23 protein-coding genes are annotated in these 24,888 nt (G+C 69.4%); 15 read left to right on the top strand and 8 right to left on the bottom strand.

Annotated elements, in window-relative coordinates:
* The first annotated feature begins 81 nt into the window (after positions 1-81).
* Positions 82-1,254 (top strand): alpha/beta fold hydrolase, encoded by a 1,173-nt coding sequence (locus tag ACIBGM_RS18515; protein ID WP_396386266.1) that lies wholly within the window; start codon positions 82-84, stop codon positions 1,252-1,254.
* On the opposite strand, the gene ACIBGM_RS18510 is transcribed toward ACIBGM_RS18515, so the two are convergent.
* Complete coding sequence (locus ACIBGM_RS18510) at positions 1,232-2,140, bottom strand: hypothetical protein (RefSeq protein ID WP_396386265.1); 909 nt, start codon at positions 2,138-2,140, stop codon at positions 1,232-1,234. The two genes, ACIBGM_RS18515 and ACIBGM_RS18510, sit on opposite strands and share 23 nt — an antisense overlap.
* Positions 2,141-2,274: 134 nt before the next feature.
* On the opposite strand from ACIBGM_RS18510, the gene ACIBGM_RS18505 reads away from it, so the two are divergent.
* Positions 2,275-3,969: a histidine kinase gene (locus tag ACIBGM_RS18505; protein WP_360529981.1), complete on the top strand. Its 1,695-nt coding sequence runs from the start codon at positions 2,275-2,277 to the stop codon at positions 3,967-3,969.
* Positions 3,960-4,604, top strand: a complete 645-nt coding sequence (locus ACIBGM_RS18500; RefSeq protein ID WP_360529978.1) for a response regulator transcription factor — start codon at positions 3,960-3,962, stop codon at positions 4,602-4,604. Before ACIBGM_RS18505 ends, ACIBGM_RS18500 begins: the two co-directional genes overlap by 10 nt.
* A gap of 7 nt (positions 4,605-4,611) precedes the next feature.
* Here the strand turns inward: ACIBGM_RS18500 and ACIBGM_RS18495 are convergent, their stop codons facing one another.
* Positions 4,612-6,399 (bottom strand): AMP-dependent synthetase/ligase, encoded by a 1,788-nt coding sequence (locus tag ACIBGM_RS18495; protein WP_396386264.1) that lies wholly within the window; start codon positions 6,397-6,399, stop codon positions 4,612-4,614.
* 110 nt (positions 6,400-6,509) lie between these two features.
* On the opposite strand from ACIBGM_RS18495, the gene ACIBGM_RS18490 reads away from it, so the two are divergent.
* The 7 genes from ACIBGM_RS18490 to ACIBGM_RS18460 all read left to right on the top strand — a co-directional run bounded on the left by ACIBGM_RS18490 (position 6,510) and on the right by ACIBGM_RS18460 (position 12,426).
* Positions 6,510-7,400 (top strand): SRPBCC family protein, encoded by an 891-nt coding sequence (locus ACIBGM_RS18490; protein WP_360529972.1) that lies wholly within the window; start codon positions 6,510-6,512, stop codon positions 7,398-7,400.
* Between the two features lie 4 nt (positions 7,401-7,404).
* A complete protein-coding gene (locus ACIBGM_RS18485; protein WP_360529969.1) occupies positions 7,405-8,721 on the top strand; it encodes an ArsA family ATPase in 1,317 nt (438 codons plus the stop codon).
* The gene (locus ACIBGM_RS18480; RefSeq protein ID WP_396386263.1) at positions 8,718-9,101 is read left to right on the top strand and encodes a hypothetical protein; all 384 of its coding nucleotides are present in this window, start codon (positions 8,718-8,720) and stop codon (positions 9,099-9,101) included. Before ACIBGM_RS18485 ends, ACIBGM_RS18480 begins: the two co-directional genes overlap by 4 nt.
* Entirely contained in the window at positions 9,092-10,051 is a 960-nt protein-coding gene (locus tag ACIBGM_RS18475; RefSeq protein ID WP_360529963.1) for an ROK family glucokinase, read from the top strand. Before ACIBGM_RS18480 ends, ACIBGM_RS18475 begins: the two co-directional genes overlap by 10 nt.
* 61 nt (positions 10,052-10,112) lie before the next feature.
* Positions 10,113-11,249, top strand: a complete 1,137-nt coding sequence (locus ACIBGM_RS18470; protein ID WP_360529960.1) for an ROK family glucokinase — start codon at positions 10,113-10,115, stop codon at positions 11,247-11,249.
* Positions 11,249-11,947 carry an endonuclease/exonuclease/phosphatase family protein gene (locus ACIBGM_RS18465; protein ID WP_360529957.1) on the top strand — a complete coding sequence of 233 codons (699 nt, stop codon included), beginning with the start codon at positions 11,249-11,251 and terminating at the stop codon, positions 11,945-11,947. Before ACIBGM_RS18470 ends, ACIBGM_RS18465 begins: the two co-directional genes overlap by 1 nt.
* Before the next feature lie 167 nt (positions 11,948-12,114).
* Entirely contained in the window at positions 12,115-12,426 is a 312-nt protein-coding gene (locus ACIBGM_RS18460; protein ID WP_360529954.1) for an STAS domain-containing protein, read from the top strand.
* Between the two features lie 21 nt (positions 12,427-12,447).
* Here the strand turns inward: ACIBGM_RS18460 and ACIBGM_RS18455 are convergent, their stop codons facing one another.
* Genes ACIBGM_RS18455 through ACIBGM_RS18440 form a run of 4 tightly spaced genes read right to left on the bottom strand, consistent with a single transcriptional unit; the run spans position 12,448 to position 16,863 of the window.
* Positions 12,448-13,329 carry a carbohydrate ABC transporter permease gene (locus ACIBGM_RS18455; protein WP_396386262.1) on the bottom strand — a complete coding sequence of 294 codons (882 nt, stop codon included), beginning with the start codon at positions 13,327-13,329 and terminating at the stop codon, positions 12,448-12,450.
* Complete coding sequence (locus ACIBGM_RS18450; RefSeq protein WP_360529948.1) at positions 13,326-14,372, bottom strand: sugar ABC transporter permease; 1,047 nt, start codon at positions 14,370-14,372, stop codon at positions 13,326-13,328. Before ACIBGM_RS18450 ends, ACIBGM_RS18455 begins: the two co-directional genes overlap by 4 nt.
* Positions 14,373-14,380: 8 nt before the next feature.
* On the bottom strand, positions 14,381-15,628 hold the full coding sequence (locus ACIBGM_RS18445; protein WP_360529945.1) for an extracellular solute-binding protein: 1,248 nt from the start codon (positions 15,626-15,628) through the stop codon (positions 14,381-14,383).
* The gene (locus ACIBGM_RS18440) at positions 15,625-16,863 is read right to left on the bottom strand and encodes a hypothetical protein (protein ID WP_396386261.1); all 1,239 of its coding nucleotides are present in this window, start codon (positions 16,861-16,863) and stop codon (positions 15,625-15,627) included. The genes ACIBGM_RS18445 and ACIBGM_RS18440 overlap by 4 nt, the downstream gene beginning before the upstream one ends.
* Positions 16,864-16,965: 102 nt before the next feature.
* On the opposite strand from ACIBGM_RS18440, the gene ACIBGM_RS18435 reads away from it, so the two are divergent.
* On the top strand, positions 16,966-18,666 hold the full coding sequence (locus ACIBGM_RS18435) for a glycoside hydrolase family 36 protein (protein WP_396386260.1): 1,701 nt from the start codon (positions 16,966-16,968) through the stop codon (positions 18,664-18,666).
* A gap of 10 nt (positions 18,667-18,676) precedes the next feature.
* Positions 18,677-19,681, top strand: a complete 1,005-nt coding sequence (locus tag ACIBGM_RS18430; RefSeq protein WP_396386259.1) for a LacI family DNA-binding transcriptional regulator — start codon at positions 18,677-18,679, stop codon at positions 19,679-19,681.
* Here the strand turns inward: ACIBGM_RS18430 and ACIBGM_RS18425 are convergent.
* A complete protein-coding gene (locus ACIBGM_RS18425) occupies positions 19,630-20,835 on the bottom strand; it encodes an MFS transporter (RefSeq protein ID WP_396386258.1) in 1,206 nt (401 codons plus the stop codon). The two genes, ACIBGM_RS18430 and ACIBGM_RS18425, sit on opposite strands and share 52 nt — an antisense overlap.
* A gap of 66 nt (positions 20,836-20,901) precedes the next feature.
* Between ACIBGM_RS18425 and ACIBGM_RS18420 the strand changes: the two genes are divergently transcribed.
* From ACIBGM_RS18420 to ACIBGM_RS18410, 3 genes are read left to right on the top strand one after another with little or no spacing between them, the layout of a single operon-like run.
* Complete coding sequence (locus ACIBGM_RS18420) at positions 20,902-21,879, top strand: DUF5937 family protein (RefSeq protein ID WP_396386257.1); 978 nt, start codon at positions 20,902-20,904, stop codon at positions 21,877-21,879.
* 8 nt (positions 21,880-21,887) lie between these two features.
* Entirely contained in the window at positions 21,888-22,535 is a 648-nt protein-coding gene (locus ACIBGM_RS18415) for a hypothetical protein (RefSeq protein ID WP_396386256.1), read from the top strand.
* A 46-nt stretch (positions 22,536-22,581) separates the two neighbouring features.
* Positions 22,582-23,550 (top strand): EamA family transporter, encoded by a 969-nt coding sequence (locus ACIBGM_RS18410; RefSeq protein WP_396386255.1) that lies wholly within the window; start codon positions 22,582-22,584, stop codon positions 23,548-23,550.
* Between the two features lie 48 nt (positions 23,551-23,598).
* On the opposite strand, the gene ACIBGM_RS18405 is transcribed toward ACIBGM_RS18410, so the two are convergent.
* On the bottom strand, positions 23,599-24,774 hold the full coding sequence (locus ACIBGM_RS18405) for an alanine--tRNA ligase-related protein (protein ID WP_396386254.1): 1,176 nt from the start codon (positions 24,772-24,774) through the stop codon (positions 23,599-23,601).
* Between the last annotated feature and the right edge of the window lie 114 nt (positions 24,775-24,888).

Here is a 24,888-nt window from a genome sequence, read left to right as displayed (position 1 = left end):
CGGGCGAGTCATGAAGAAGTTCTGCAGACCGTCCCGAGAAGGGCTGGAGAGTGGCACACTCTCGGAAGAGGGGACCTGCGGATGTACCGCTTCCACGGCTGCGAGCTGGATCCCCGCGGGTTCGAGCTCCGGCGGGGCGGCGATCCGGTGCGCGTGGAGCGCCAGGTCTTCGGTGTCCTGGTCCACCTGATCGAGCACCGCGACCGCGTGGTCCCGAAAATCGAGCTTCTCGACGTCGTCTGGGGCAACCGCTTCATCAGCGACTCCGCGCTGACCACTCGACTCAAGGACGCCCGCCGCGCAGTGGGCGACGACGGGCACCGGCAAGAGGTGATCGCCACCGTGCACGGCGTCGGCTATCGCTTCGTCGCCCCGGTCGAGGTGATCGGCGAGTCAGCGCTTCCGGCCGAGTGCCAGACGCAGGAGATCCACTACTGCGACTCCCCCGACGGCGTTCGGCTCGCGTACGCGATCTGCGGCGAGGGACCGCCGCTGGTGAAGGCCGCGAACTGGCTGACCCATCTCGATCACGAGTGGAGCAGCATCATCTGGCGGCACTGGATCCAGTGGCTCGCCGGCGCCCATCGCCTGATCCGGTACGACGAACGCGGCTGCGGACTGTCGGACTGGGACGTGACCGAGTTCGGCCTCGACGCCTGGGTCGAGGATCTCGAACTGGTCGCCGACTCAGCGGGCGTCGACCAGTTCCCGCTGCTCGGCGTCTCCCAGGGCGGCGCGGTGGCGATCAAGTACGCCGAACGGCACCCGGACCGGGTCAGCCAGCTCGTCCTGGTCGGCGCCTACTGCCGCGGCCGGCTGGCCCGGGCGCGAACCGAGGAGGAGCGGCAGGAGGCGTCGTTGGATCTCACGCTGGGCCAGGTGAGTTGGCGGCGCGGCGACGCCGCGTTCCGGCAGGTGTTCGCCAGCCAGTTCCTGCCGGATGCGCCCCGGGAGACGTGGGATGCGTTCAACGAGCTCCAGCGAGCCACGACCTCGGTGGAGAACGTCGTCCGCTTCCTCGACGCCTTCGCCCACATCGACGTCTCGGCCGTCGCCCCGCGGGTCCGCTGCCCGACCCTGATCGTGCACTCCCGCGACGACATCCGCGTACCCGAATCGCAGGCCCACGAACTCGCCAAGCTCATCCCCGGCAGCCGCCTGGTCTTCCTGAACAGCGCAAACCACATCATCACCGAACACGAACCCGCCTGGCCGGTCCTGATCAACGAGGTCAACCGCTTCTTGATCGCCTGACCCCAAGCAGCGCCACCACGACGACGCCGGCCAGCAGGATGACGCCGGTCAAGGCCAGCGCGGTCGTCAGCGGACTGAGGTCGAGTGGACCGCGGCCGTCGTACGTCTGGACCATCGTCGACGCGATCAGGACGGCGTACCCGACCGCGCCGAGGACGACGAGGCGGACCCGCCGACGCTCGCTCGACCTGGACACCAGCAGCAGGATCGCCAACGCCGGCAGGACCTGGACGGCGTGCAGCGTGACGGCATGCGGCACCTTGAGGGCACCCGCCGTACCGAAGGTGTTGCCGCCCTCGGCGATCATCTGCGCGCCGACCCCTTGGCTCACCAGCATCAGCAGCAGCCCCAGCCGGATCGCCCAGGCGAGCGACGTCGGCGCGTCCATCCGGACGAACGACCGCACGGTCACGTAGACCGTCACCAGCACCAGGACCGCGACCAGCATCCCCATGAACGAGAACACCGACCCGTCGAACGCGGTGGTCTCGTTGAAGTGCGACGCGACCCCACGCCAGGTCTGCATCGAGACCAGGAACACCTCACCCAGCGACGCGAGCGCGAAGATCCCGACGACGATCCAGCCGCCGACCCGACCGGACCGCAGGAAGCTCATCAGCCAGGTGATCGTCGCCAGCGTGATGCCGAACGACAGCCCGAACACGATCGGCTTCCGCCACGACACCGGCCCCTCCCACGGCCCGCCGTCGACGAGGAAGACGACCACGTGAACCAGTCCGCTCAGCACGAGCACGGCCGCGCAGACGTAGCCGAACACCTGGTACGACGCGACCGGAGTGAACCTCCCGGTACGGCGTATCTCCGCCAGCAGGCTCGTGGTGACCTGAGCCTTCGCCGGCTCGTCCTGGATGATCCGCGTCTTCATCGCTCCGACCCCCTCCGATCCCTTTCCACGCTGGCAGCGCGGGAGCCGGGCGGTAAGGCGGCCGGCTGGCCGATCGGGGGTTCGGGTTTCTGGTCATCACCCGGCCCCGGGCGTAGCTTGAACGAGGGGAACCGATGCCGACGAGACCCGTGCTGGTGCTGACGACGGCCGCTCTGCTGGTCGCGATCGGTGCTGCGATCGCGCTCGCCGCGGCCGGCGGAACCGATCCGCTGCACGCGGCCCTGATCCTCTGGATCGCCACGTCGTACGCCGGGAGCGGGCTGATCGCCTGGACGCGCCGGCCGGCCAACCGGTTCGGGCCGCTGATGATCGTGACCGGGTTCGGCGTGCTGGCGAGCACGCTGATCTGGTCGAGCGCGGCACTCCCCCACACGATCGGACAGGCGCTCGACCTGGTGCCGCTGGTGCTGGTCGTCCATGTCAGCTTGGCGTTTCCGGCGGGCCGGCTGCGGCATGGGTACGAGCGGGTGCTGGTCGGAACCGGGTACGTCTTCGCGCTCGGCGTTCAGCTGTTGGTGATGCTGCTCGGTGGGCCCGGCGGCGGGCATCTGCTGACGATCGCCGACGTACCTGAGGTGGCCGGTCCGCTGCACGCGATCGAGTTGCTCGTGATCAGTGGCGTCGCGCTCACCGGCGTCGGGTTGCTCATCGCACGGCGGCGCGCGGACGGCAGGCCGTTGCGTCGGTCGCTGGCGCTGCTCGACGACGCGTTCATGCTCGGGTTGCTGATGATCGCCGTGCTGCTCGTCGTCGGTGTCTTCGAAGGGCCGGCGTTCCCGGCGGTCCGGTCGGTCAGCCTGGCCTTGATCGGTCTCGCGCCGCTCGCATATCTCGGCGGTCTGCTGCAGGCTCGGCTCGCGCGTACGGCGGTTGGCGACCTGGTACTCGCGTTGCGCGCCGACCCGCTCGACCTGCGCGGCCCATTGGCGCACGCACTGCGGGATCCGTCGGTGGACCTGGTCTATTGGCTGCCGCAGTTCGGCAGTTGGGCGGACCAGGACGGCCGACCGGTGGACCTCCCGGCCGATCCGGACCGGGTCACGATGATCGAGCGCGACGGAATGCGGGTCGCGGCGTTGCTGCACCACCCGGCTCTCAACGAGGAGCCCGATCTGCTCGATGCGGTCAGTGCCGCGGCCGCGATCGCGATCGAGACCGGGCGGCTGCAGGCCGAGTTGCGGGCGAACGTCGACGAGCTCCGCGGATCCCGGGCTCGGGTGCTCGAGGCCGGCCAGCAGGAACGGCGGAGGCTCGAGCGCAACCTGCACGACGGCGCCCAGCAGCGACTCGTCTCGCTCTCGCTCGATCTCGGCGTACTGGAGACGCGACTCGGGTCGGATCCGGCGGCGAAGGCCTTGCTGAGTCAGGCGCGCAAGGAGATCGCGGTGTCCCTCGACGAACTGCGCGATGTCGCCCGCGGTCTGTATCCCGCCGTACTGACCGCGCATGGACTCGCGGTCGCGTTGGAGTCGTTGGCCGCCCGAGCACCGGTGCCGGTCGAGCTGAAGGTGGAGCTGGTCGAGCGGCTGCCGGAGGCTGTAGAGGTCGCCGCGTACTACGTGGTGAGCGAGAGCCTCACCAACATCGGCAAGCACGCCCAGGCGCGGACCGCGAGCGTGGACGTGCACGTGGCCGGCGGCGTGCTCGTGGTCGAGGTCGTTGACGACGGCATCGGTGGTGCGGACACCGAGCGCGGCAGCGGGTTGCGCGGTCTGGCCGATCGCGTCGAGTCTCTCGGTGGCCGGCTGCGGATCTGGACTCCGCGCGGTGCGGGCACCCGGCTTCGGGCGGAGCTGCCGTGCGGGTAGCGATCGCCGAGGACAGCGTGCTGCTGCGGGAAGGACTCGCCCGGCTCCTCGGCGACGCCGGATTCGACGTGATCGCGCGCTGCGGCGACGCCGACGAGCTGCGCGCCGTACTGCGAGTGCACTTGCCCGACGTTGTGATTGTTGACATTCGGCTGCCGCCGACCCACACCGACGAAGGGCTCCGCGCCGCCGTGGACATCCGGTCCCGGCATCCCGGGATCGCCGTACTCGTGCTCTCGCAGTACGTCGAACCGGGGCTGGCGATGCAGCTCCTCGCCGACTCCGCGGAAGGCGTCGGCTACCTGCTGAAGGACCGGATCAGCGACGTCCCCGACTTCCTGGCCCAGGTACGGCGAGTGGCGGCCGGCGGCTCGGCGATCGACCCGGAGATCGTGTCCACGCTGCTGTCCCGCCGCCGTACCGACGACCCCCTGGACCAGCTCACGCCGCGCGAACGCGAGGTCCTCGCCCTGATGGCCGCCGGCAACTCCAACCAGGGCATTGCCGACCGCCTGGTCATCACCGTCCGCGCAGTCGAGAAGTACGTCTCCAGCATCTTCACCAAACTCGGCATCCCCACCACCGGCGCCGAGTCCCGCCGAGTCCTGGCAGTCCTGCTGTTCCTCAGGCGCTGACCGATTCTTACTTGGCGTAGAGGGCTTCTACGTCGGCGGCGTGGTTGCGCATGACGATGTGGCGGCGGAGGGAGAGTTTGAGGGAGAGCTCGTCGGACTCCTGGGTCCAGTCGTTCGGGAGGATGGTGAACTTCTTGATCCCCTCGGCCTTGGAGACGGCGTCGTTGGCGTCGTCGACGGCCTTCTGCACCTCGGCGATCAGGTCCTCGTCGCCCACCAGCGACGGGACGTCGGTGGGCTTGCCGCGCTCGGACGCCCACGGCACGATCGTCTCCGGGTCGATCGTGACCAGAGCGGCGATGAACGGCTTGCCGTCGCCGACCACCATGCACTGGCTGACCAGCGGATGCAGGCGGATCCGGTCCTCGAGCACGGCCGGGGCGACGTTCTTGCCGCCGGCGGTGACCAGGATCTCCTTCTTCCGCCCGGTGATCTTGATGAACCCGTCGACGTCGAACTCACCGAGGTCGCCGGTGTGGAACCAGCCGTCGGCGTCGATCGCGGCCGCGGTCGCGTCGTCGTTCTCCCAGTAACCGAGCATCACCTGGCCGCCCTTGAAGCACAGCTCACCGTCCTCCGCGACGCCGACCGTCACACCAGGAAGCGGCCGGCCCACGGTGCCGATGCGGATGTCGTCGGGCAGGTTCACCGCCACCGCGGCGGTGGTCTCGGTCAGGCCGTAGCCCTCCAGCACCGGTACGCCGATGCCGCGGAAGAAGTGGCCGAGCCGGTCACCGAGCGGCGCGCCGCCGGAGACGGCGTACTGGACCTGGCCGCCGAGGACGGCCCGCAGCTTGCCGTACACCAGCCGGTCGAACAGCGCGTGCTTGGCCTTCAGACCGAACGACGCGCCGCCCTTGTCCTGCGCCCGCGAGTACGCGATCGCGGTGTCCGCGGCGGCGTCGAAGATCTTGCCCTTGCCCTCGGCATGCGCCTTCTGGCTGGCCGAGTTGAACACCTTCTCGAACACCCGCGGCACGCTCAGGATGAACGTCGGCTTGAACGCGCCGAGGTCCTCGACGAGGGTCTTCATGTCCGCGCTGTGTCCGAGCTTGACCCGCATCATCACGCAGCCGACCTGGATGATCCGGGCGAACACGTGCGCCAGCGGCAGGAACAGCAGCGTGCTCGCGCCGTTCGCGTCGAACAGGTCGTCCAGCACCTTCACCGCGGGGTTGAGCTCGTCCAGGAAGTTCGCGTGGCTGATCTTGCAGCCCTTCGGCCGGCCCGTCGTCCCGGACGTGTAGATCAGCGTCGCCAGGTCGCCCGGCTCGACCGCCGTACGGCGCTTGTCGAACTCGGCGTCGGAGACCTGCTGGCCGAGGACGGTGAGCTCCTCGACCGCGCCGGCCTCGAGCTGCCAGATCTCCTGCAGTGCGGGCGCGTCGGCCCGGGCGGACTCCACCACGGCGCCGTGCGCGGCGGTCTCGACCACCGCGGCGACTGCCTCGGAGTCGGTCAGGATCCACTGGATCTGCGACGCCGACGAGGTCTCGAAGATCGGCACCGTGACCGCGCCGATGCTCCAGAGCGCGTAGTCGACCAGCGTCCACTCGTACCGGGTCGCGCTCAGCAGGGCGACCCGGTCGCCGTGCTTCACGCCGGCCGCGATCAGGCCCTTCGCGACCGCGGTCACCTGGCGCGCGAACTCGGCGGCGGATATGTCCAGCCAGCCTCCCTCGGCACGTCGGCTGAACACCGCGGTGTCAGGATGAGAGGACGCGTTCGCCCAGACCGGGTCGCTCAGGCTCCCCGTGGGTGGCTCGGTCACAGCAGGAACGGTGTACTCACGCATCCGCGTCGTCTCCTAGTCGGTCACGAATCGTCGACTTCCGGCGCACGCTACAGTCACCTACCCAGAAGTAGCCAGGTTCATGTGACTCAAGGAACAGGTGCCCCTCAGCAATGCCCACGCTCGACATCAGTTGCGACGACCTGGTCGTTGCTGATCCAGCCTACGTCGCCGAGCGGCTCGGTTCGGACACCCTGTGGCGGGAGTGGTGGCCGGACCTGATCCTGACGCCGTCCGAGCGGCGCGGCCTGGAGGGTGTCCGCTGGTCCGTGACCGGTGCGGCGACCGGTACGGCGGAGTGGTGGCTGGAGCGGGTCCGGGACGGGGTCGTGGTGCACTGGTACCTGCGTGTCGACCCGGCGAAACCGGTCCGCGGCCGGGCCCTGAACAGGCTCCGGGAGCGGTACGTCGCGCAGTACCGGGAGCGGCTGTGGCGGTTCAAGGACGAAGTCGAGGCGGGCCGCGCCGCGGGCGAGCGCCGTACCGGGTCCGATCCCGCGATAGTCTCCGGGGAGGGAACCGGCCCACCGGCGACTCCGCTCCACACGTCACGGCAGCTAAGAGGTGAATCGATGGCGGAACAGACCACCTCGACCATCGTGGTGAACGCGACTCCGAAAGAGATCATGACGGTGATCGCGGACTTCGCGGCGTACCCGGAGTGGGCCGACTCGATGCGGGAGACCGAGGTGCTGTCCACCGACGAGGCGGGCCGGCCGAAGCAGGTGCGGTTCAAGGTGGACGCCGGGGCGATCTCGGACGAGTACACGCTGGACTACACCTGGTCCCGCAACGAGGTGACCTGGACGCTGGTGCAGGCCAAGATGGTGAAGGGCATGGACGGCGCGTACGTGTTGCGCGACCTGGGGGCGGAGGGCACCGAGGTGACGTACCGGCTGGCCGTGGACGTGGCGATCCCGATGATCGGGATGCTCAAGCGGAAGGCGGAGAAGGTCATCATCGACACGGCTCTCAAGGGCCTGAAGAAGCGCGTCGAGTCCTGATCCAGTGACCCGGGTTCTGCTGTACACAGGTAAGGGCGGCGTCGGGAAGACGACCTCCGCCGCGGGCACTGCCACGCTCGCCGCGTTGCGCGGGCTGCGCACGCTGGTGCTGTCGACCGATGCCGCGCACTCGCTGTCGGACGCGTTCGACTCCGAGGTCGGCGGTGAGCCGACCGAGATCGACGACCTGCTGTTCGTCCAGCAGATCGACGCGCAGCGCCGGTTCGAGCGGTCCTGGGGCGACATCCAGTCGTACCTGCGGTCGGTGCTGCACATGGTCGGGGTGGACCCGATCGAGGCCGAGGAGCTGACCGTGCTGCCCGGCGCCGAGGAGGTGCTCGCGCTGCTCGAGGTGCGCGACCACGTCCGGTCCGGCCGCTGGGACGTGATCGTGGTCGACTGCGCGCCGACGGCGGAGACGCTGCGGCTGCTTGCGTTGCCCGAGGCGCTCAACTGGTACATGGACCGCATCTTCAACGCCGAGCGCAAGGTGATGCGGACCTTCCGGCCGTTCCTCAGCCGCGGGTCGGCGCTGCCGATGCCGGACGACACCGTCTTCGACGCGTTGCGGCGGCTGCAGAGCGACCTGTCGGACATCAAGACGCTGCTGGCCGGGCCGGACGCGTCCGTGCGGCTGGTGCTCACGCCGGAGACCGTGGTCGTGGCCGAGGCGCGGCGCTCGCTGACCCGGCTGTCGCTCTACGGCTACCGAGTGGACGGCGTGGTGGCGAACCGGGTGTTCCCCGCCGCCGGTGCGGACAGCTGGCGGCGTCAGTGGGTCGCGGCGCAGCGCGGGATCCTCGAAGAGGTCGCCGACTCGTTCCGGCCGCTGCCGATCTGGGAGTCGCCGTACCGGGTCTGTGAGCCGGTGGGTGTGGAGGAGCTGGCCGCGTTCGCCGTCGAGATGTACGGCGGGGACGACCCGTTCGCCCGTGCGACGGACGAGACCTCGCTGTGGGTGGACCGGCACATCGACACCGACGGCCGCACGTACACGCTGACGATGCCGTTGCCGCTGGCATCCGCCAGTGAGCTGGAGCTGGCGCGGCACGGCGACGAGCTGATCATCACGGTCGGGTCCTACCGCCGCGTGCTGCCGCTGCCGGCCGCACTGGCGCGTGGTGTGGTCGCGGGCGCGCGGCTGGACGACGGCCGGCTGCAGGTGCGGTTCGCTCCGCGGGAGCTCGCTCGCTCGGTGCCCAACGACGTACCAAGTGGAGCCGGGCCGCTGGAGTCGGCGCAAGAGCTGGCGCAAGGCCTGACAGCCGAGTACCACGCCCAACGCCGCGAACGCGAAGCCGCGATCGGAGAGGGCCGGTGACCAAAGACCCCATCGGTTCTGTCGCCGAGGAGGCTGCCAAGCTGTTCGCCATACTGCAGAACGCGGCCGACACGAAGGGTACGGCGGAAGCCGCGGTGGACGAGCCGCATGAGCACAAGCTCGGGCCGGACTGTCAGTGGTGCCCTGTGTGCCAGCTGATCCACAAGGTGCGCAACACCAGCCCGGAGACCATCGAGCAGCTGTCGACGGCGGCTGCGCACGTGCTCGGGTCGGTGCGGTCGTTGCTGGAGGCAGCCGCCGAGGCCGCCAGGCAGGCGCGGGAGGACGCAGCGTCGCGATCCTCACAGCAAGAGGAGGAGCCGAGCCGGCCCCGGGTGGACCGGATCGACGTGAGTGAGGACCCCGAACCATGGGACTGACCATCGGCATCGACGTCGGCGGAACGAAGATCGCAGCCGGCGTCGTGGGCGACGACGGCACGATCGGCGCGCGGACGCAGCGTGACACCCCGGCCGACTCGGTCGACAAGACCGCCGCCGCGATCTGCGACGCGGCCGCAGAACTGATCGCCGGGAACGACATCGAGGCGGTGGGCATCGGCGCTGCCGGGTTCGTGTCGTCCGACCGCTCGACGGTGCTGTTCGCGCCGAACCTGGCCTGGCGGGACGAGCCGCTCGGCGCCCGGGTCGCGGAGACGCTGAAGATCCCGGTCGTGGTCGAGAACGACGCGAACGCGGCCGCCTGGGGCGAGTTCGCCTTCGGCGCGGCCAAGGACGTCGAGCACATGGTCTGCATCACCGTCGGCACCGGGATCGGTGGCGGGGTGGTGATCGACAGCGAGCTGCTGCGTGGCGAGCACGGTGTCGCGGCCGAGCTCGGACACATGCGCGTCGTACCGGGTGGACATCGGTGTGGGTGCGGCGCCCGCGGGTGCTGGGAGCAGTACGCGTCGGGCCGGGCGCTGGTGCGGGAAGGCCGGGCCCAGGCGGAGTCGGGGTCGCTCGCGGCCGCGCAGATGCTGAGCGTCTGCGGGATCACCGACCCGGCGGAGCTCACCGGGCCGATGATCACCGACGCGGCCGCCGCGGGCGACCCGTGCGCGGTCGAGCTGCTGGACGACCTCGGCCGCTGGCTGGGCGAGGGCCTGGCGAGCATCGTGACGCTGTTCGACCCGAGCGTGGTCGTGATCGGCGGCGGCGTGAGTGCGGCCAAGGACCTGCTGCTCAAGTCGGCCCAGGTCGCGTTCGAGCGGCATCTGCCGGCCAAGTCCAACCGGCCGCACCCGACCTTCGGCCTGGCCGAGCTCGGCAACGACGCCGGCCTGATCGGCGCCGCCGACCTGGCCCGCCGCCCGATCTCGGCGACCTGACGACGGTGGATACTGGATATAGACCGGCGGGGGTCGGGGGTACGGCGAGGAGGGTCGTGCGGTGGCTCTGACGCAGGCTTTGACGATCGGGATCGACATCGGCGGCACCAAGGTGGCTGCCGGCGTGGTCGACCCGGAGGGCAACATCCTGGACCGGTTGCGCCGGGACACGCCGACGAAGGACCCGAAGGAGACCGAGGACGCGATCGCGGAGATCGTCCGCGACCTGGAGTCTCGGCACGACGTGATCGCGGTCGGCATCGGCGCGGCCGGGTTCGTCGACGGGACCCGCTCGTCGGTGCTGTTCGCCCCGCACCTGGCCTGGCGGCACGAGCCGTTGCGGGACGCGGTCGAGCGCCGGCTCGGGCTGCCGGTCGTGGTCGAGAACGACGCGAACGCCGCGGCCTGGTCGGAGTGGCGGTTCGGCGGCGGCCAGGGCGAGAGCCACCTGGTCTGCGTGACGCTCGGCACCGGCATCGGCGGCGCGATCCTCAACGACGGGTCGCTGCAGCGCGGGAAGTTCGGCATCGCGGGTGAGTTCGGGCACATGCAGGTCGTGCCGGGCGGGCACCGCTGCGAGTGCGGCAACCGCGGCTGCTGGGAGCAGTACGCCTCCGGCAACGCGCTGACCCGGGAGGCGCGGGAGCTGGCGCTGTCCGGTTCGCCGGTCGCGCACAATCTGCTGCGCCGGGCCGAAGGCGATCCGCGGAAGATCAACGGGCCGATGGTGACCGAGCTGGCCAAGGACGGCGACCCGGTCGCGGTCGAGCTGCTCGAGGACGTCGGCCGCTGGCTCGGGATCGGCCTGGCCAACCTGGCCGCCGCGCTGGATCCGGGCACCTTCGTGATCGGCGGTGGCGTCTCGGACGCCGGTGAGCTGTTGCTGGCGCCGGCCCGGGAGGCGTTCAAGCGGACGCTGACCGGTCGCGGGTTCCGGCCGGAGGCGCGGATCGTGCGCGCCGTCCTCGGTCCGGAGGCCGGCCTGGTCGGCGCCGCCGACCTGGCCCGCGAGGAGGCGACCTGGTTGCGTCGCGTCCGGGTCAAGACGAACGCGGTCACCGCGAAGACCGCGGCGGCCCGCAACCGCACCACCCGTCTCGAGAGAGCAGCCCGCAAGTCGGCAAGCCGCCGTACCGGCATGCGTACGGCGCCTGACCCGATCCACCACGCCGACCTGAACGGCGACCACGACGCATGATGTCCGGTCCAACCCTGCGGGTGCTGTCGTACAACGTGCATCGGTGGGGTGACGACCGGGAGGCGCTGGCCCGGGTGGTGAAGGCGTGCGCGCCGGACGTGATGCTCGTCCAGGAGGCGCCGACCTGGTGGGGCACGCGACGCAGACGCCGGGCGATGGCGGCGAGCTTCGGGATGACATACGTCGCCGCGTCCGCACGCAACGCGATCCTGGTTGCCGACGGCACCGAACTGGCCGAACCGCTGCACTGGCGGATCTGGCGCCCGTTCGTCCGCCGCCGGCTCCGGCTGATCGCGACCCAGCTCCCCGGCGGCGCAGTCGGCGGCCGGGTCATCCTCGGGACCGTCGAGTTGGCGCTGATCGTCTGCCACCTCGGCCTGCACATCCGCGGCCGCGAGCACGAACTCGAGCAGGTGCTCCGCGGTTGCCGCTCCTTCGGCACGCCGTACCTCCTGGTCGGCGACCTCAACGAGGAACCCGACGGCCCGATCTGGAAACGCCTCGCCGAAGAAGGCCTCACCGACCTCGGCGCCGACGCCGGCCCCACCTTCAGCTCGAGCAACCCCCACAAACGCATCGACGGCGCCCACCTGTCCCCCAACCTCTCCGGCCGCATCCTCCCAACCCCCGCCACCAGGGAAGACCTGGCCGCCGCCTCCGACCACCTCCCCATGCTGATCGAGCTCGCCGGGGATTAGTGGTGGGTACTTCGGGGGTGTGAGGCGATCTGCTGGGTCTGGTCGCCGTGCCGGATCGAGGAGATGTTGTGAGTTCTGTGGAGAGGTATGCGCGAAAGCCTCGGGTGGTCGGGGCTTCGCGGCGGCCCACCGAGGTGAGTGGGCCGTTTGTGTGTGGGTGGAGCGCGGTGGGTGAATGTGCGGTGGTCCGGGTCGCCGGTCAGGTTGACCTGGTGACGGCGCCGGCGTTCGAGTACGAGCTCACACACGTGATCACCACCAAGTTGCCGAAGCTCGTGGTGGATCTGCGCCGCGTCACCGTGATGGAGCCGGCCGGAATCGACGTACTGTCCATCGCCCACGATCTGGCCGTCGAGCATGGTGGATGGGTGCGTACGTCGGGTGCCGCGAAATGGCTCGCGGACCTGATGCGGACGATCACGCCCACCCACTACCCCACGCTCGCCGAGGCGCTCCCGGCGTACCGCCCACTCGGATAGCCGGATCAACCGATCGGCTGACTACTTGCCGCCACTGAAGGTGATCCCGTTGGTGATCTGCTTCTGGGCGACGAAGAACACCAGCAGGCAGGGCAGCGTGATCAGCACGGAGGTTGCCATCAGCAACGGCGTGTCGGTGCCGTTGACGGACTGGAAGCCGGCCAGCGCCAGTGGCAGCGTCTTCCACTCGTCGGAGTTGATGTAGATCGCCGGGCCGAGGAAGTTGTTCCAGTAGCCCATGAACAGCAGGATCGACACCGCCACGATGGCCGGCCGGGCCAGCGGCAGGTACACCAGCAGGAACATCTTGAACCAGCCGCACCCGTCCACCACCGCCGCGTCGGCCAGCTCGCCCGGCATCCGCAGGAAGAACTGCCGGAACAGGAAGATGTAGAACGGCGACCCGAAGAACGCCGGCAGGATCAGCGGGTACAGCGTGTCGATCATGCCGAGGTTGTTGAACAGCATGAACTGCGGCACCATCGTCACCTCCCCCGGCAGCAGCATGGTCGCCAGCACGACCGCGAAGACCACGCCGGAGAACCGCACCCGCAACCGCGCGAACGCGAACCCGGCCAGCGCGCAGGAGAACACCGTCCCGACGATCGGGATGAACGTGGTCAGCACCGAGTTCAGCGCGTACCGCCAGAACGGGAACGACGTCACGGCCCGGGAGTAGTTGTCCCACAGGAACTCCTCCGGCACTACGCTCGCGCCCGAGCTCCCCACCCCGGCGAGCGACCGCAGGGAGGTCGCGATCATCCAGAGGAACGGGTAGACGAACGCGATCGACCCGAGCACCAGGACGACGTACAGCACGATCGTGAGTGAGACGTTCCGGCGCCAGTACGGCCGGTCGGTAGGGATCGCCACCGCCGGACGGGGCTCTGCCAGCGCGGTCATCGGTTCTTCCTCCTGCGGCGGACCGACAGCTCGGTCTCGTAGTACACGGCGAACGCGCTCCCCCGCAGCGTCACCGCGGTCAGCGCCAGGATGACGACGAACAGGATCCAGGCCAGCGCGGACGCGTAGCCCATCCGGAAGTTCTGGAAGGCGTTGTCGTAGAGGTAGTAGACGAAGAACAGCAGCGAGTCCTTCGGGCCGCCGTTCGCGATGAAGCCCTGGGTGAAGATCTGCAGCGACCCGATGATCCCGGTCAGCGCGTTGAACAGGATGATCGGTGACAGCTGCGGCAGCGTCACGTGCCAGAACAGCCGTACCGGACCGGCGCCGTCGAGGGCCGCAGCCTCGTACAGGTTGGTCGGCACGTCCTTGAGCCCGGCCAGGTAGATCACCATTGCTCCGCCGACCGTCCACAGACTCATCAGAATCACTGTCGGCAGCGCCCAGGACGCGTCGCTGAACCAGCCGGGTCCTTCGATACCGATCTTGCCCAGCACATCATTGGCCAGCCCGTACTGCGGGTTGAACACCCACAGGAACAGCACCATCTGGGCCACACCGGACACCAGGCTCGGCAGGTACCAGATGGTCCGGAAGAAGCGCATCCCGGGCAGGTCCGCGTTCAGCAGCAACGCCACCAGGAAGGCCAGCGCGGTCTGCAGCGGCACGCTGATCAGGGCGTACAGCAGGGTCACCTTCAAGGCCTGCGCGACCCGCGGGTCCTGGAAGGCCTCGGTGTAGTTGGCGAAGCCGACGAACTGCGGCGGCGTGATCAGGTCCCAGGACGTCAGGCTGACGTAGACCGACGACAGCATCGGGCCGACCGTGAACAGCGCGAAGCCGATCAGCCAGGGTGACACGAACAGCCAGAACGCGATCGTCTTGTCGGCCCGCGGCCACTTCCGCTTCGCCCCGTACGCCGCCAGTCCGATGACGGCGTACAGGGCGATCAGCAGGAGCAGGAACGGGACCAGCGGCACGAGTACGGCGGGGACGCCCCAGGACTCCGCGAGGCTCCGGATCCAGCCGATGGTCGGGTTCATCGGCTACCTCACTGCTTCAGTGCGGCGGTGCACTTGTCGTTGAGCCCGGGCAGGATCTTCGCGACGTCGTCCTTGCCGCTGCCGAGCGGCGTGTAGCTGGTGATGCCCTTGTCGGCGTCGCCGGCGATCTGCGCCTCCCGCGGCACCGACGGGCTGACCTGCCCGGTCTTCATCGCGGTGGTGAACGCGGCCAGGTTCCGCTCGGCCGGCAGCACCTTCTCCAGCGTTCCGGTCGACTCGGCGATGATCGGGACGCCGAGCGCGGTGTTGCCCTGGATCAGCTGGTTCTGCGCGTCCGGGTTCGAGCTGGCGAACTCGACGAACTTCTTCGCCGTCTCCAGTTGCTTGCCGCTCGCGGTCTTCGAGATCGCCAGGCCGCCGACCTCCATCGGGAATCCCTTGCCCGGGACCGGGACCAGCGTCCAGTTCGGCTTGCTGATCTTGGCGAAGTCGGCGACCGTCCACGGCCCGAAGTCGCTGAAGGTGCCAAGGCGCCCGGCCGCGAACCACTGCGCCTGGTCCTGTCCCTGGACGTCGAGCGAGGTCGGCGCGTACCGGTCCTTCTGCATGTCGACGACGTACTGCGCGGTCTGAACGCCCTGCGCGTCGCCGAAGGTGCAGGCAGTCGCCTCGGCGTTGTAGAACCCGCCGCCGGCCGCGGTCAGCCAGCCCTTGAACCACAGGTTGCTCGCGCCGTAGACCCGGCTCTTGCCCTCCCCGTGCGACAGCTTCGCCGCGACGTCGCGGTACTCCTCCAGGGTCAGCGGCGTCGTTGCGCTCGGCAACGGGATCCCGGCGGCCTTGAACGCGTCCACGTTGATCGCCATCACCTTCGGCTTGGCGGTGAACGGCATCGCGTAGTACTTGCCGTCGTACTTCAGCGACTCGGAGATGTTCGGCTGGACGAACTTGCCGGCGTCCACCTGCTGCTCGGCGAAGCTGGGCGCGAACCCGGCCAGGCTGGTGTTGCTGATCTCCATCACCGTGGACTGGGTGCCGGCCGCGATCGAGGTCTGCAGCTTCTGCTCGTAGTCGGACTGGATCCAGTTGGTGGTCACCGTCGTGCCGGGGTTGGCCTTCTCGAACGCGGCCGCGATCGCCTTCAGCGAGGCGGCCTCGGAGTTCGTCCCCCAGAACGAGAAGCTGATGTCGGCGGAGTCGCCGGAGTCACTGGCGGCAGGTGGGTTGCTGGTGGCGCAGCCGGCAGCCAGCAGTACGGCGGCGGTCGCCGGGATCAGGCGGTGCGAAAGCTTCATGAAAGGTCCTTGCTCTGAGTGCTGACCCGGGCGGTCCGACCGGGTTCGAGGAGGTAAGGTGCGGCCTGGCCGACGGTGACCGTGAGCGGCGCCGGTCCGCTGTGCACGGTGATCTCGGTGGTGTGCCGGCCTTGCTGGCTGATGCGGATGTCCCAGCCGCCGACCCGGACGTGGTCGGCGGTCAGCCGGCCGATGCCGGCGGGCAGGTGGGAGTCGATGGTCAGGCCGGCCGCCGCCGCGTCCGGCACCAGGCCGAGCAGGCCGGCCACCAGGTGCTGGACCACGGTGAAGGAGATCTCCGGGTAGTCGTCACGGCTGTCGATCAGGTACTGGATCCAGCGCCAGGCCGACTCGTCCCGGCGGTGCCGGAAGAACACCTCGGGCAGGTAGCTGAACGCCTCGATGTTCTGCGGCGGCCGCTGCTCCAGTTGCGCTTCCAGGTAGTCGAGGAATCGCTCGTTCTTCGCACCCGTCCCGCTCAGCCCCGTCATCGCGACGATCCAGTGCGACTCCAGCCCCCACCCGAAGTCGAGCCCGGCCTTCGTCCGGCCGCGCGCGAACCACTCGCCGTTCCACCAGTCGTCCAGGAACATCGCCTGGATCCGCTCGGCCCGGTCGTCCAGGCCGAGTTTGCGGAGTACGGCGTACTGCAGCGCGAGCCCGTCACCGGCGACGACGAGGGGCGCGTCCTGCTCGTTGTAGGTGGCGGTGCCGACGAAGATGTCGCCGGTGCCGGACGCTTCCGGGACGCCGTCGCCGTCGGCGTCGTGGGCGTCGACGAACTCGCCGATCGAGTGCCGGTAGTACGCGGCCAGGTCGGGGTCGTCGAGCCACTGCCGGTCGCCGGTCCAGTCGTACTGTTCCAGCGCCCGGTAGGTCAGGTCGAACACCGCGGGGATCTCCCGGACGAAGTGTTCGTCGTGGTGGTAGTCGATCTCGGCGATCCGGCCGTCGAAGTGGAACGCCCACAGCGGGAACCACTTCCGGGCCGGCGTCGCCGACCGGGCGAAGTGCCGGAACATCGCGAAGTTCTCGGCGTCCAGGCCGAGCAGGTGCGCGCCGGCCGCCTGGTGGCAGACGTCGCGGGAGTAGAACAGCGGCCGGGACGGGTAACCGGCCCAGTACGACGGCAGGTTGCCCGGCGCGGCGCCGGTCTGGACCCAGTCGAGCGCGCGCTTGCGGGCCCAGCCGAAGGCGTCCTCGACGATCGGGTTGTCGGAGCTGACAGCCAGCACGGCCACTCCTCGGAGAATCGGATATTAGCGCTAAAACTAGAAGTCTCCAGGAATTCCGTCAATACCTTCTTGGCATCGGGTTTTACCGCTATAGTCCAGCTCGTGACGACTTTCGACATCCGCTCCCCCGACGGCCGCACGCACCGAACCGGTTCGGTCGCCGGCGCCCACTCGATCACCGAGCTGCCGGCTTCCGGGCCCGGCGTGCTGCGGTACGACGTGGTCGCCGACGGCGCCGTGCAGCTGCGCTGGACCTGGCCGGCCGACTCCGCCGTGACCCTGTGGCGGGCGACTCAGTCGTCACATCGCGAGCTGCCGACCGACTGGGGTTCGCACCGCGACATCCGGTCGGTCCGATCGGCGCCGGTGGCGGCTCTCGTCGACGCGCAGGACCGGAGCCTGCTCACCGTCTCGCTGTCGTCGACGGTCCGCGGCTGCGACTTCGCGATCGGCGTCAACGAGGAAAGCGCCGAGCAGCTGATCCAGCTGGCGGTCGACGACATCGCGCCGACCGACGGCGTGCATCGCTTCACCCTGCGGATCGACCTGGGCGGTCTGCACTTCGCCGAGTCGCTGCGCGGCGTGACTGACGACTGGACGCGCGAGCTGGGTGACCGGATCGCGCCGGTGCCCGAGCTGGCCCGGCAGGCGATGTACTCCACCTGGTACAGCGACCACCAGCACGTCTCCGCCGAGTCCGTCGAACAACACGCGCGCTCCGGAGCGTCGTACGACTGCAAGGCCGTGATCGTCGACGACGGGTGGCAGACCGACGACACTCGCCGCGGGTACGCGTACTGCGGCGACTGGGAGCCGACGTTCCACGACATGACCCAGCACGTACGGCGGGTGCACGACCTCGGGATGCGGTACGTCCTGTGGCTCGCGCCGCCGTTGATCGGTCCCCACTCGAAGGCCTGGGAGAGCCTGAAGGACAGCACGCTCGGCCATCTCGAGCACCTCGAGGCGTCGGTGCTGGACCCACGGCTGCCCGAGGTGCGGGAGCACATCGTCGAGTCGTGTGTACGGCCGGTGCGCGACTGGGGTGTGGACGGGTTGAAGCTCGATTTCCTCGACACGTGGGCGTCCTGGCAGCTCCCGGGGCTGGACGAGGGCGTCGAATCGACCCTGCAGGCGATCACCGACGAGTTGCGGCGGCTGCGGAGCGACGTGCTGATCGAGTTCCGGCAGGACTATGTGCACCCGCGGCTGTGGCAGTTCGGGACGTTCCTGCGGGCCGGCGACTGCGCGATGGACCCGGTCGAGAACAGGGTCCGCACGGTCGACGCGCGGCTGCTGGCCGGCGATCGGGCGGTGCACTCGGACATGCTGATGTGGCATCCGTCGGCCGCTCCGGAGACGGTCGCACAGCAGTTCATCGGCGCGATGTTCAGCACGCCGCAGGTGTCGATGGAGCTCGAGGCGCTGCCGGTGGAGCATCAGCAGGTCGTGCGGTTCTGGCTCGGGTTCCTGCGTGATCAGGCCGACGTGCTGCTTGGCGGCGTACTGACTCCGATGCGCCCGGATGCTCGCTACACGCAGGTGCGAGCGGCCGGTGGGTCGACCGTGGTGGCCGTTTTCGCCAACCCTGTCGTGCGTTTGAGTGAGTCCGACCGGTCCGTCGTGGTGGTGAACGGCGGCAGCGAACCGCGCATCCTGGTCGAAGGAGCCAGCTCTGGACCGGTCGACCTCGTAGTGTCGGACTGCACGGGCGTGGAGGTGTACCGGGGGACGACGACACCGCCGCAGGTGTGGGCGATCGACGTCCCCGTGGCCGGACTGGCGCGGATCGTGCGGAACTGAGGGGGCTGGATTGACGCAGCAGCAGAAGCCACGACGGACGACGGTCGCGGACGTCGCCCGGCTGGCCGGGGTGTCGGCGATGACGGTGTCGAACGTGCTCAACGCGCCGCACCGGGTCAGCCCGCCGACTGTGCAGACGGTGCGGGCCGCGATCAAGGAGCTCGGGTACACCCCGAACCACGCCGCCCGGGCGCTCTCGTCCGGACGCAGCCAGGTGATCGGGCTTCCGCTGTACCTCGAGGACGACGCGTTCAGCGACCAGAACCCCGGCCTGGGCGGCTTCCTGCACGGGCTGCTCGGCGGTCTGGTGAAGTCGGCCGCGATCTCCGGGTACGGCGTCCACGTCACCACACCGACCGAGGGTGCGACCGAGATCGCGCTGTACGAGAAGCTGATCGCGGCCCGGCAGGTCGACGCGATCGTGGTCCTCGAGACGATGCCGCACGACGACCGGATCGAGTACCTGAGCCAGCGGCCGTTCCCGTTCGTCGCGTTCGGGCGGACCGGGCATCAGCACCGGCAGTGCTGGGTCGACGTCGACAACGAGACGTCGATGGCCGGGATCGCCCGGCACCTGCAGGCGACCGGTCGTTCGCGGGCGGTGTACCTGGCGACCGACAGTGCTTTGCCGTGGGTGCATCAGCGGCAGGAGGGGTTCCTGCGGGAGTTCCCGGCCACGGTCGTGGAGTCGTTCGGGTCGCTCGAGGCCGTGGCGTCGTACGTCGAGGAGACGGATCCGCCGGACGTGTTCGTGGCGGACAACGACGCGTACGCCGTGGTCGCGATGCGCGCGTTGCAGCGGCGCGGGATCACCGTGGGCCAGGACGTCGCGGTGACCGGGTTCAACGACTTCCCGTTCGCGAGCATGCTCGACACCCCGCTGACCACCGCGCGGATCCCGTTGCGCGACATCGCCACCGCGCTGTTCGACCGGGCGATCCGGGAGATCAACGGCGATCCGGATCATCCAGGTTGCCTCGTCACCGCTCCCCTGGTGGTCCGCTCCAGCGCCTGACGGGCGATCAGCAGGGTGATCGTCGTACCGAGGATCCCGGACAGGGCGATGGTCAGGCTGGGTTTCAGGAATGTGCCGACCAAGCCGCCGAGGGCGATGCTCAGGCCTTGGATGGCCATCAGGCCGCTGGTCTGGATGGTGAACAGACGGCCGCGGTACGACGGTTCGACCGTCGCGAGGATCATCGGGTCGATGGCCTGGTTGAAGGCGTAGCCGGCGCCGGAGACGGCCAGCAGTACGGCGGCCAGCGGGATGGAAGGCGTTGCCAGGAAGGCGATCGCGGGGAGCTGGCTGGCGAGGACGAGCGGGACGACGAGGCGTCGGCGGGTGGATGGCGTGAAGCGGGCTACGACGAGTTCGCCGAGGACCGTGCCGGCTGCGTAGCCGGTGAAGAGGGCGCCGGCGGCTGAGGCGGCGGCTCCGGTCTGGGCGGCGTATGCGACTGCGAGGCCGTCGGGGACCGAGGAGAAGGCTGGCGTGACCCAGGTCAGCAGGATGAGGGTGCGCAGGCGCTTCGTGGTGAAGATGTAGCGCAGGCCGGTCAGGGAATCGCTGACTGTGTTGCTTTGCCGCTCGCCAGGTGGGGTGTACGGCGTGCCTGCGCCGATCAGGATCGCGGATGCTCCGAACGTGATGGCGTCGAGCGCGAGGAGCCAGGTGGGGCCGATTGCGGCGACGGCGATCGCGCCGAGGGAGAAGCCGGTGAGGACGGTCACCTGGCTGATTGCCCGGAGCAACGATCGGCCGATCGGGAAGAGGTCGGCCGGGAGCAGGTGGGCGAGGCTGGTGGCGCGGGCGCCGGCGAAGATCGGGGCGATGATGCCGGTCAGCAGGAGGAGGCCGAGGAGGGTGCCGACTGGCAGGCCTGGGATCAGCATTGCGCCGATGCAGAGGGCGCTGAGCAGGTCGCAGCACACCAGGACGCGGCGGGCCGGGAAGCGGTCGGCGATCGAGGAGAGCACGATCCCGCCGAGCGCGTAGGGCAGGAACGAGCAGACGAGCACCAGCGCGGAGAGCAACGGTGAGCCGGTCCGCTCGAAAACGAGGATGGAGAGCGCAACCTGCGCCGCGACAGTCCCGACCATGGACACGGCGTGGGCGAGGAAGATCGTGCGCATGCCCGGGATGGCCAAGACTGCTCGGTAAGACCTCACAGCTCGAGGGTGTCTGCTGCTGCTCCTGCGGCGTAGAGTTTTGGTTGTGGCCGAAAGTTGTGGGGGATGACTGTTCTGCGGTTCACGCAGGGGGATGCGTTGCGGTGCCGGTTCGGGGCTTCGCCGTTGTGGGAGACGATGTCGGCGGTGCGGGTACTGCACGGCGTGCGCCATCGCGGGTTGTACGCACCGTGGGCGGCTGCGAAGGCTGAGGCGGCGACCGGGCTGGACCTGCGTGGGCTGCAGGCGCTCCAGCCGCGCACTGGCTTTACACCGGACTTCCTCACCCCGCCGCCCAAAGCTTCACGAGCCAGATTCGCGACCGAGATCGCCCGCGTCCGCAGCACCCCGCTCGACCGCGTCCGATCCGAGCTGACCCGCTCGCGCGACGAACTCGACAACCCCGGCGCCCCCGAGATCGACCGGATGCTCGAGGACCTGCCCGGCGCACGAGAACGCCTCGCAGACGCGATCGAAGCCGCCTGGGAAGCACTCGTCCGACCCGACTGGCCGCTCATCAGCCGCGTCCTGGACGACGACATCGCCTACCGCGGCCAGCAGTTCACCGACGGCGGCCTGGCCGCCCTCTTCGACGACCTGCACCCGACACTCACCTGGGAGGACGACCGCCTGATCGCCACCCGGTACCGCGAACCGGACCACGAGCTCACCGGACAGGGCATCCTGCTCGTCCCCGGCGTCTTCGCCTGGCCACACCTCGTCATGGTCCTGGACCCGAGCTACCAGCCCACTATGGTCTACCCGGCCCGCGGCGCGGCCCGCCTGTGGTCAGATGCCCCCGCTCCCCCGGACCCACTGGCCCGTCTGCTCGGCCGCACCCGCGCCACCCTGCTGGTAGCCCTCGACCCACCCGCCACGACCAGTGCGCTCTCCGAGCAGTACGGGCTGGCGCTGGCGACCGTGGCTGAGCACCTGGCGGCCCTGTACGACGCGGGGCTCGCGAGTCGGCGCCGTACGGGTCATCAAGTCCATTACCGCCGTACCGAAGTTGGTCAAGCGGTGATCGACGCGTCCGTTGGTTAAATGCACTGGTGAACAGCACTCGTCACATTCGGCGGTGGCCGGCTTCGCTGGCTGTGGTCGCCGTACTGGTCCTGCAACTGGTCGTGCCGACCGAGATCATCCCGCTGCCGCGGTGGATCATGCCGGTGCTCGGTGCGGCGCTGCTGCTGCCGCTGGTGTGGGCGAACCCGTTCCACCTGCGCCGGGACGAGCCCTGGCTGCGGTGGGTCGAGCTGGTGCTGCTCGGCGTCCTGGTGGTCGTCAATGCGATCTACCTGACCGGACTGGTCGTCTATCTGAGCTCCGGTGAGGCGAACGACGGCCCGGTGCTGGTCAAGGCCGCGCTGCTCATCTGGGTGACGAACGTGGTCGCGTTCGGGGTCTGGTACTGGGAGGTCGACCGCGGCGGACCGTTCGCGCGGGCGCCCGAGCACGAGCGGAAGGCGGAGCGGGCCGACCTGCTGTTCCCGCAGATGACGGTCGACCTGCCGGGCTGGGAGCGCTGGCTGCCCGGGTTCACCGACTACCTGTTCGTCGCGTTCACCGCCGCGACCGCGTTCAGCCCGACCGACACGATGCCGCTGACCGCGCGGGTGAAGACGCTGATGGGCATCCAGGCGGCCGTGTCGTTGCTCACCGTCGCGGTGGTCGCGGCGCGCGCCGTGAACGTCCTGTGAGAAAGGCTCTCGACAGCCATGTAATGGGCATGAGAGTGTTATGCCCATGTACAGCACGAAGTCGGTGGGGCTCGGTTTCGCCGTGTTCTCGGCGGTCACGTTCGGTGGTTCGGGGCCGTTCGCCAAGGCGCTGATCGGGGCCGGTTTCACCCCCGAGCAGGCGGCCTGGCTGCGGATTCTCGGCGCGGCGGCGCTGCTCATTCCGCTCGTGCTGATCTTCCGCGGCCTGAGCGGGCTGCGGGCCGCCCGGTCGTCGTGGCGGGCGCTCGTGATGTACGGCCTGACCGGGATCGCCGGCTGCCAGACGCTGTTCTTCATCGCGGCCAGCCGGCTGCCGGTAGGGGTCGCGCTGATGCTCGAGTTCACCGGTCCGGTGCTCGTGGTCGCGTGGCTCAAGTTCGGGCAGAAGGTCGCCGTGCCCAGGACGGCGGCGGTCGGCGTCGGGATCGCGCTGGTCGGCCTCGCGACCGTGGTGGAGATCTGGTCCGGGCTGAAGCTCGACGTGGTCGGCCTGGTGGCCGGACTCGGTGCGGCCGCGTGCCAGGCGACGTACTTCATCCTGATCGACAAGCTGACCGGCGCCGCGGACCCGCTGGTGATGACCGCGGCCGGAAGTGTGGTCGGCGCGGTCGCGTTGACGGCGATCTCAGCGCCCTGGGGTATCCCGTGGCACTCGCTGGTCGAGACGATCGCGATCGGTGACCGTTCCGCGCCCGGTTGGGTGCTGGCCGGCTGGCTGATCGTCGTCAGTACGGTGGTGGCCTACCTGGCCGGCGCGGCCGCGGTTCAGCGGCTTTCCGCCGCGGTGGGCGGTGCGGTGGCGTACGTCGAGGTCGTTGCCGCAAGCATCTTCGCCTGGATCCTGCTGAACGAGACGCTGCGCACCAACCAGATCCTCGGCGGCGTGATCGTGCTGGCCGGCGCCTTCGTCGCGCAGTTCTCGGTCGGCAAGGTCGCTCCCCCGGAGATCCCGGACACCGACACCCCGCGCACGCTGGACCCGGCCGGCGTCTGAGGTCCGGCGCAGGCGACTGCACCGGACCTCAACCGAAGACGGCCTTGGCTAAAGCGAGGGCTGCAGAAGGGAGTCGACCAACTCCCGGGGCAGCCCGTGGGTCTCGTGCAGGTACTCGTAGTCGGTGTCGTCGAGGGACTTGTGGAAGCGCTCGTGGCTGAGCACCTTGCGGCCGCGGTCCAGCAGGTTGCTGAACCGGATCTCCTCGTCGATCAGGATCCGCCGGACCAGCGTCACCGTCTCGCCCTGGTGGAAGTGTCGCAGCGTGTGCTCGAACAGCTCCATCGGCAGGTCGGACAGCGTCCGGGAGTCGTTGTCGCGCCACAGCAGCGTCAGCACCCGGCGGATCAGCCGGCGCAGCACGTAGCCGCGACCGGTGTTCGACGGGTACACGCCGTCGCCGACGATCACGATGCTGGACCGCAGGTGGTCGATGACGATCCGCTGCGACTGCTCGTCCAGCCGCCACAGCTCCGGGACGATCCGCATCCACGGCTCGAACAGCGAGGTCTCGTACACCGAGTCCTTGCCCTCCAGCAGCATCGTCAGCCGCTCCAGGCCGAGACCGGTGTCGATGTTCTGCTGCCGCAACGGCTCGAGCGACCCGTCGTCGAGGCGGCGGTAGCGCATCATCACGTGGTTCCACACCTCGACCCAGCGCTTGTCCGTGCTCGGTGTGCCCTCCGGGTCGCCCTCGCCGGTCCAGACGAAGATCTCCGAGTCGGGTCCGCACGGGCCGGTCGGGCCGTTCGACCACCAGTTGTCGTCGGTGGTCAGCTCGATCGGCAGCCCGAGCTCCTGCCAGGTCCGTAGCGACTCCTGGTCGATCGGCACCTGGCCGTCACCGCCGAACACGGTCACGTAGAGGCGGCTCGGGTCGATCCCGAAGCCCTGGGTCATCAGCTCGTAGCCCCAGCGCAGCGTCTGGCTGCTGCCGTAGTCGCCGAGCGACCACGACCCGAGCATCTCGAACACGGTCAGGTGGGTCGGATCCCCCACTTCGTCGAGATCGGTGGTGCGCAGGCATCGCTGGATGCCCACGAGTCGGCGCCCCAGCGGATGGGGTTCACCTTCCAGGTACGGCGTCAGCGGATGCATCCCCGAGGTCGTGAAGAGCACCGGATCACCGAGGCGCGGGATGAGCGTGGACCCGGTGGTCGGCACGTGGTCACGGTCGAGGAAGAAGTCGATGAAGGTCCTGCTGATGGTTCCGTTGGTCTGCATGGTTCTGGTCCTGTCTTTCTGAATGACCGGAACCGGACCACCGGGAGCGGAAACAACGACACCGGCGAACCGTTTCCGGTCGCCGGTGGAAGTTTGAGGATGTCAGGCCGCGGC

The organism is Kribbella sp. NPDC050470, assembly GCF_044458365.1.
GTDB lineage: Bacteria > Actinomycetota > Actinomycetes > Propionibacteriales > Kribbellaceae > Kribbella.
The sequence above is the reverse complement of the archived record's forward strand: the minus strand, read 5'-3'. Positions and strand labels throughout refer to the sequence as shown.

What these genes read in the sequence shown, in the direction of transcription:
- ACIBGM_RS18515 (WP_396386266.1), top strand. Translation starts at nt 82, where the DNA reads ATGTACCGCTTCCACGGCTGCGAGCTGGATCCCCGCGGGTTCGAGCTC.
- ACIBGM_RS18510 (WP_396386265.1), bottom strand. Translation starts at nt 2,140, where the DNA reads ATGAAGACGCGGATCATCCAGGACGAGCCGGCGAAGGCTCAGGTCACC.
- ACIBGM_RS18505 (WP_360529981.1), top strand. Translation starts at nt 2,275, where the DNA reads ATGCCGACGAGACCCGTGCTGGTGCTGACGACGGCCGCTCTGCTGGTC.
- ACIBGM_RS18495 (WP_396386264.1), bottom strand. Translation starts at nt 6,399, where the DNA reads ATGCGTGAGTACACCGTTCCTGCTGTGACCGAGCCACCCACGGGGAGC.
- ACIBGM_RS18490 (WP_360529972.1), top strand. Translation starts at nt 6,510, where the DNA reads ATGCCCACGCTCGACATCAGTTGCGACGACCTGGTCGTTGCTGATCCA.
- ACIBGM_RS18475 (WP_360529963.1), top strand. Translation starts at nt 9,092, where the DNA reads ATGGGACTGACCATCGGCATCGACGTCGGCGGAACGAAGATCGCAGCC.
- ACIBGM_RS18465 (WP_360529957.1), top strand. Translation starts at nt 11,249, where the DNA reads ATGTCCGGTCCAACCCTGCGGGTGCTGTCGTACAACGTGCATCGGTGG.
- ACIBGM_RS18455 (WP_396386262.1), bottom strand. Translation starts at nt 13,329, where the DNA reads ATGACCGCGCTGGCAGAGCCCCGTCCGGCGGTGGCGATCCCTACCGAC.
- ACIBGM_RS18450 (WP_360529948.1), bottom strand. Translation starts at nt 14,372, where the DNA reads ATGAACCCGACCATCGGCTGGATCCGGAGCCTCGCGGAGTCCTGGGGC.
- ACIBGM_RS18445 (WP_360529945.1), bottom strand. Translation starts at nt 15,628, where the DNA reads ATGAAGCTTTCGCACCGCCTGATCCCGGCGACCGCCGCCGTACTGCTG.
- ACIBGM_RS18420 (WP_396386257.1), top strand. Translation starts at nt 20,902, where the DNA reads ATGACTGTTCTGCGGTTCACGCAGGGGGATGCGTTGCGGTGCCGGTTC.
- ACIBGM_RS18410 (WP_396386255.1), top strand. Translation starts at nt 22,582, where the DNA reads ATGTACAGCACGAAGTCGGTGGGGCTCGGTTTCGCCGTGTTCTCGGCG.
- ACIBGM_RS18405 (WP_396386254.1), bottom strand. Translation starts at nt 24,774, where the DNA reads ATGCAGACCAACGGAACCATCAGCAGGACCTTCATCGACTTCTTCCTC.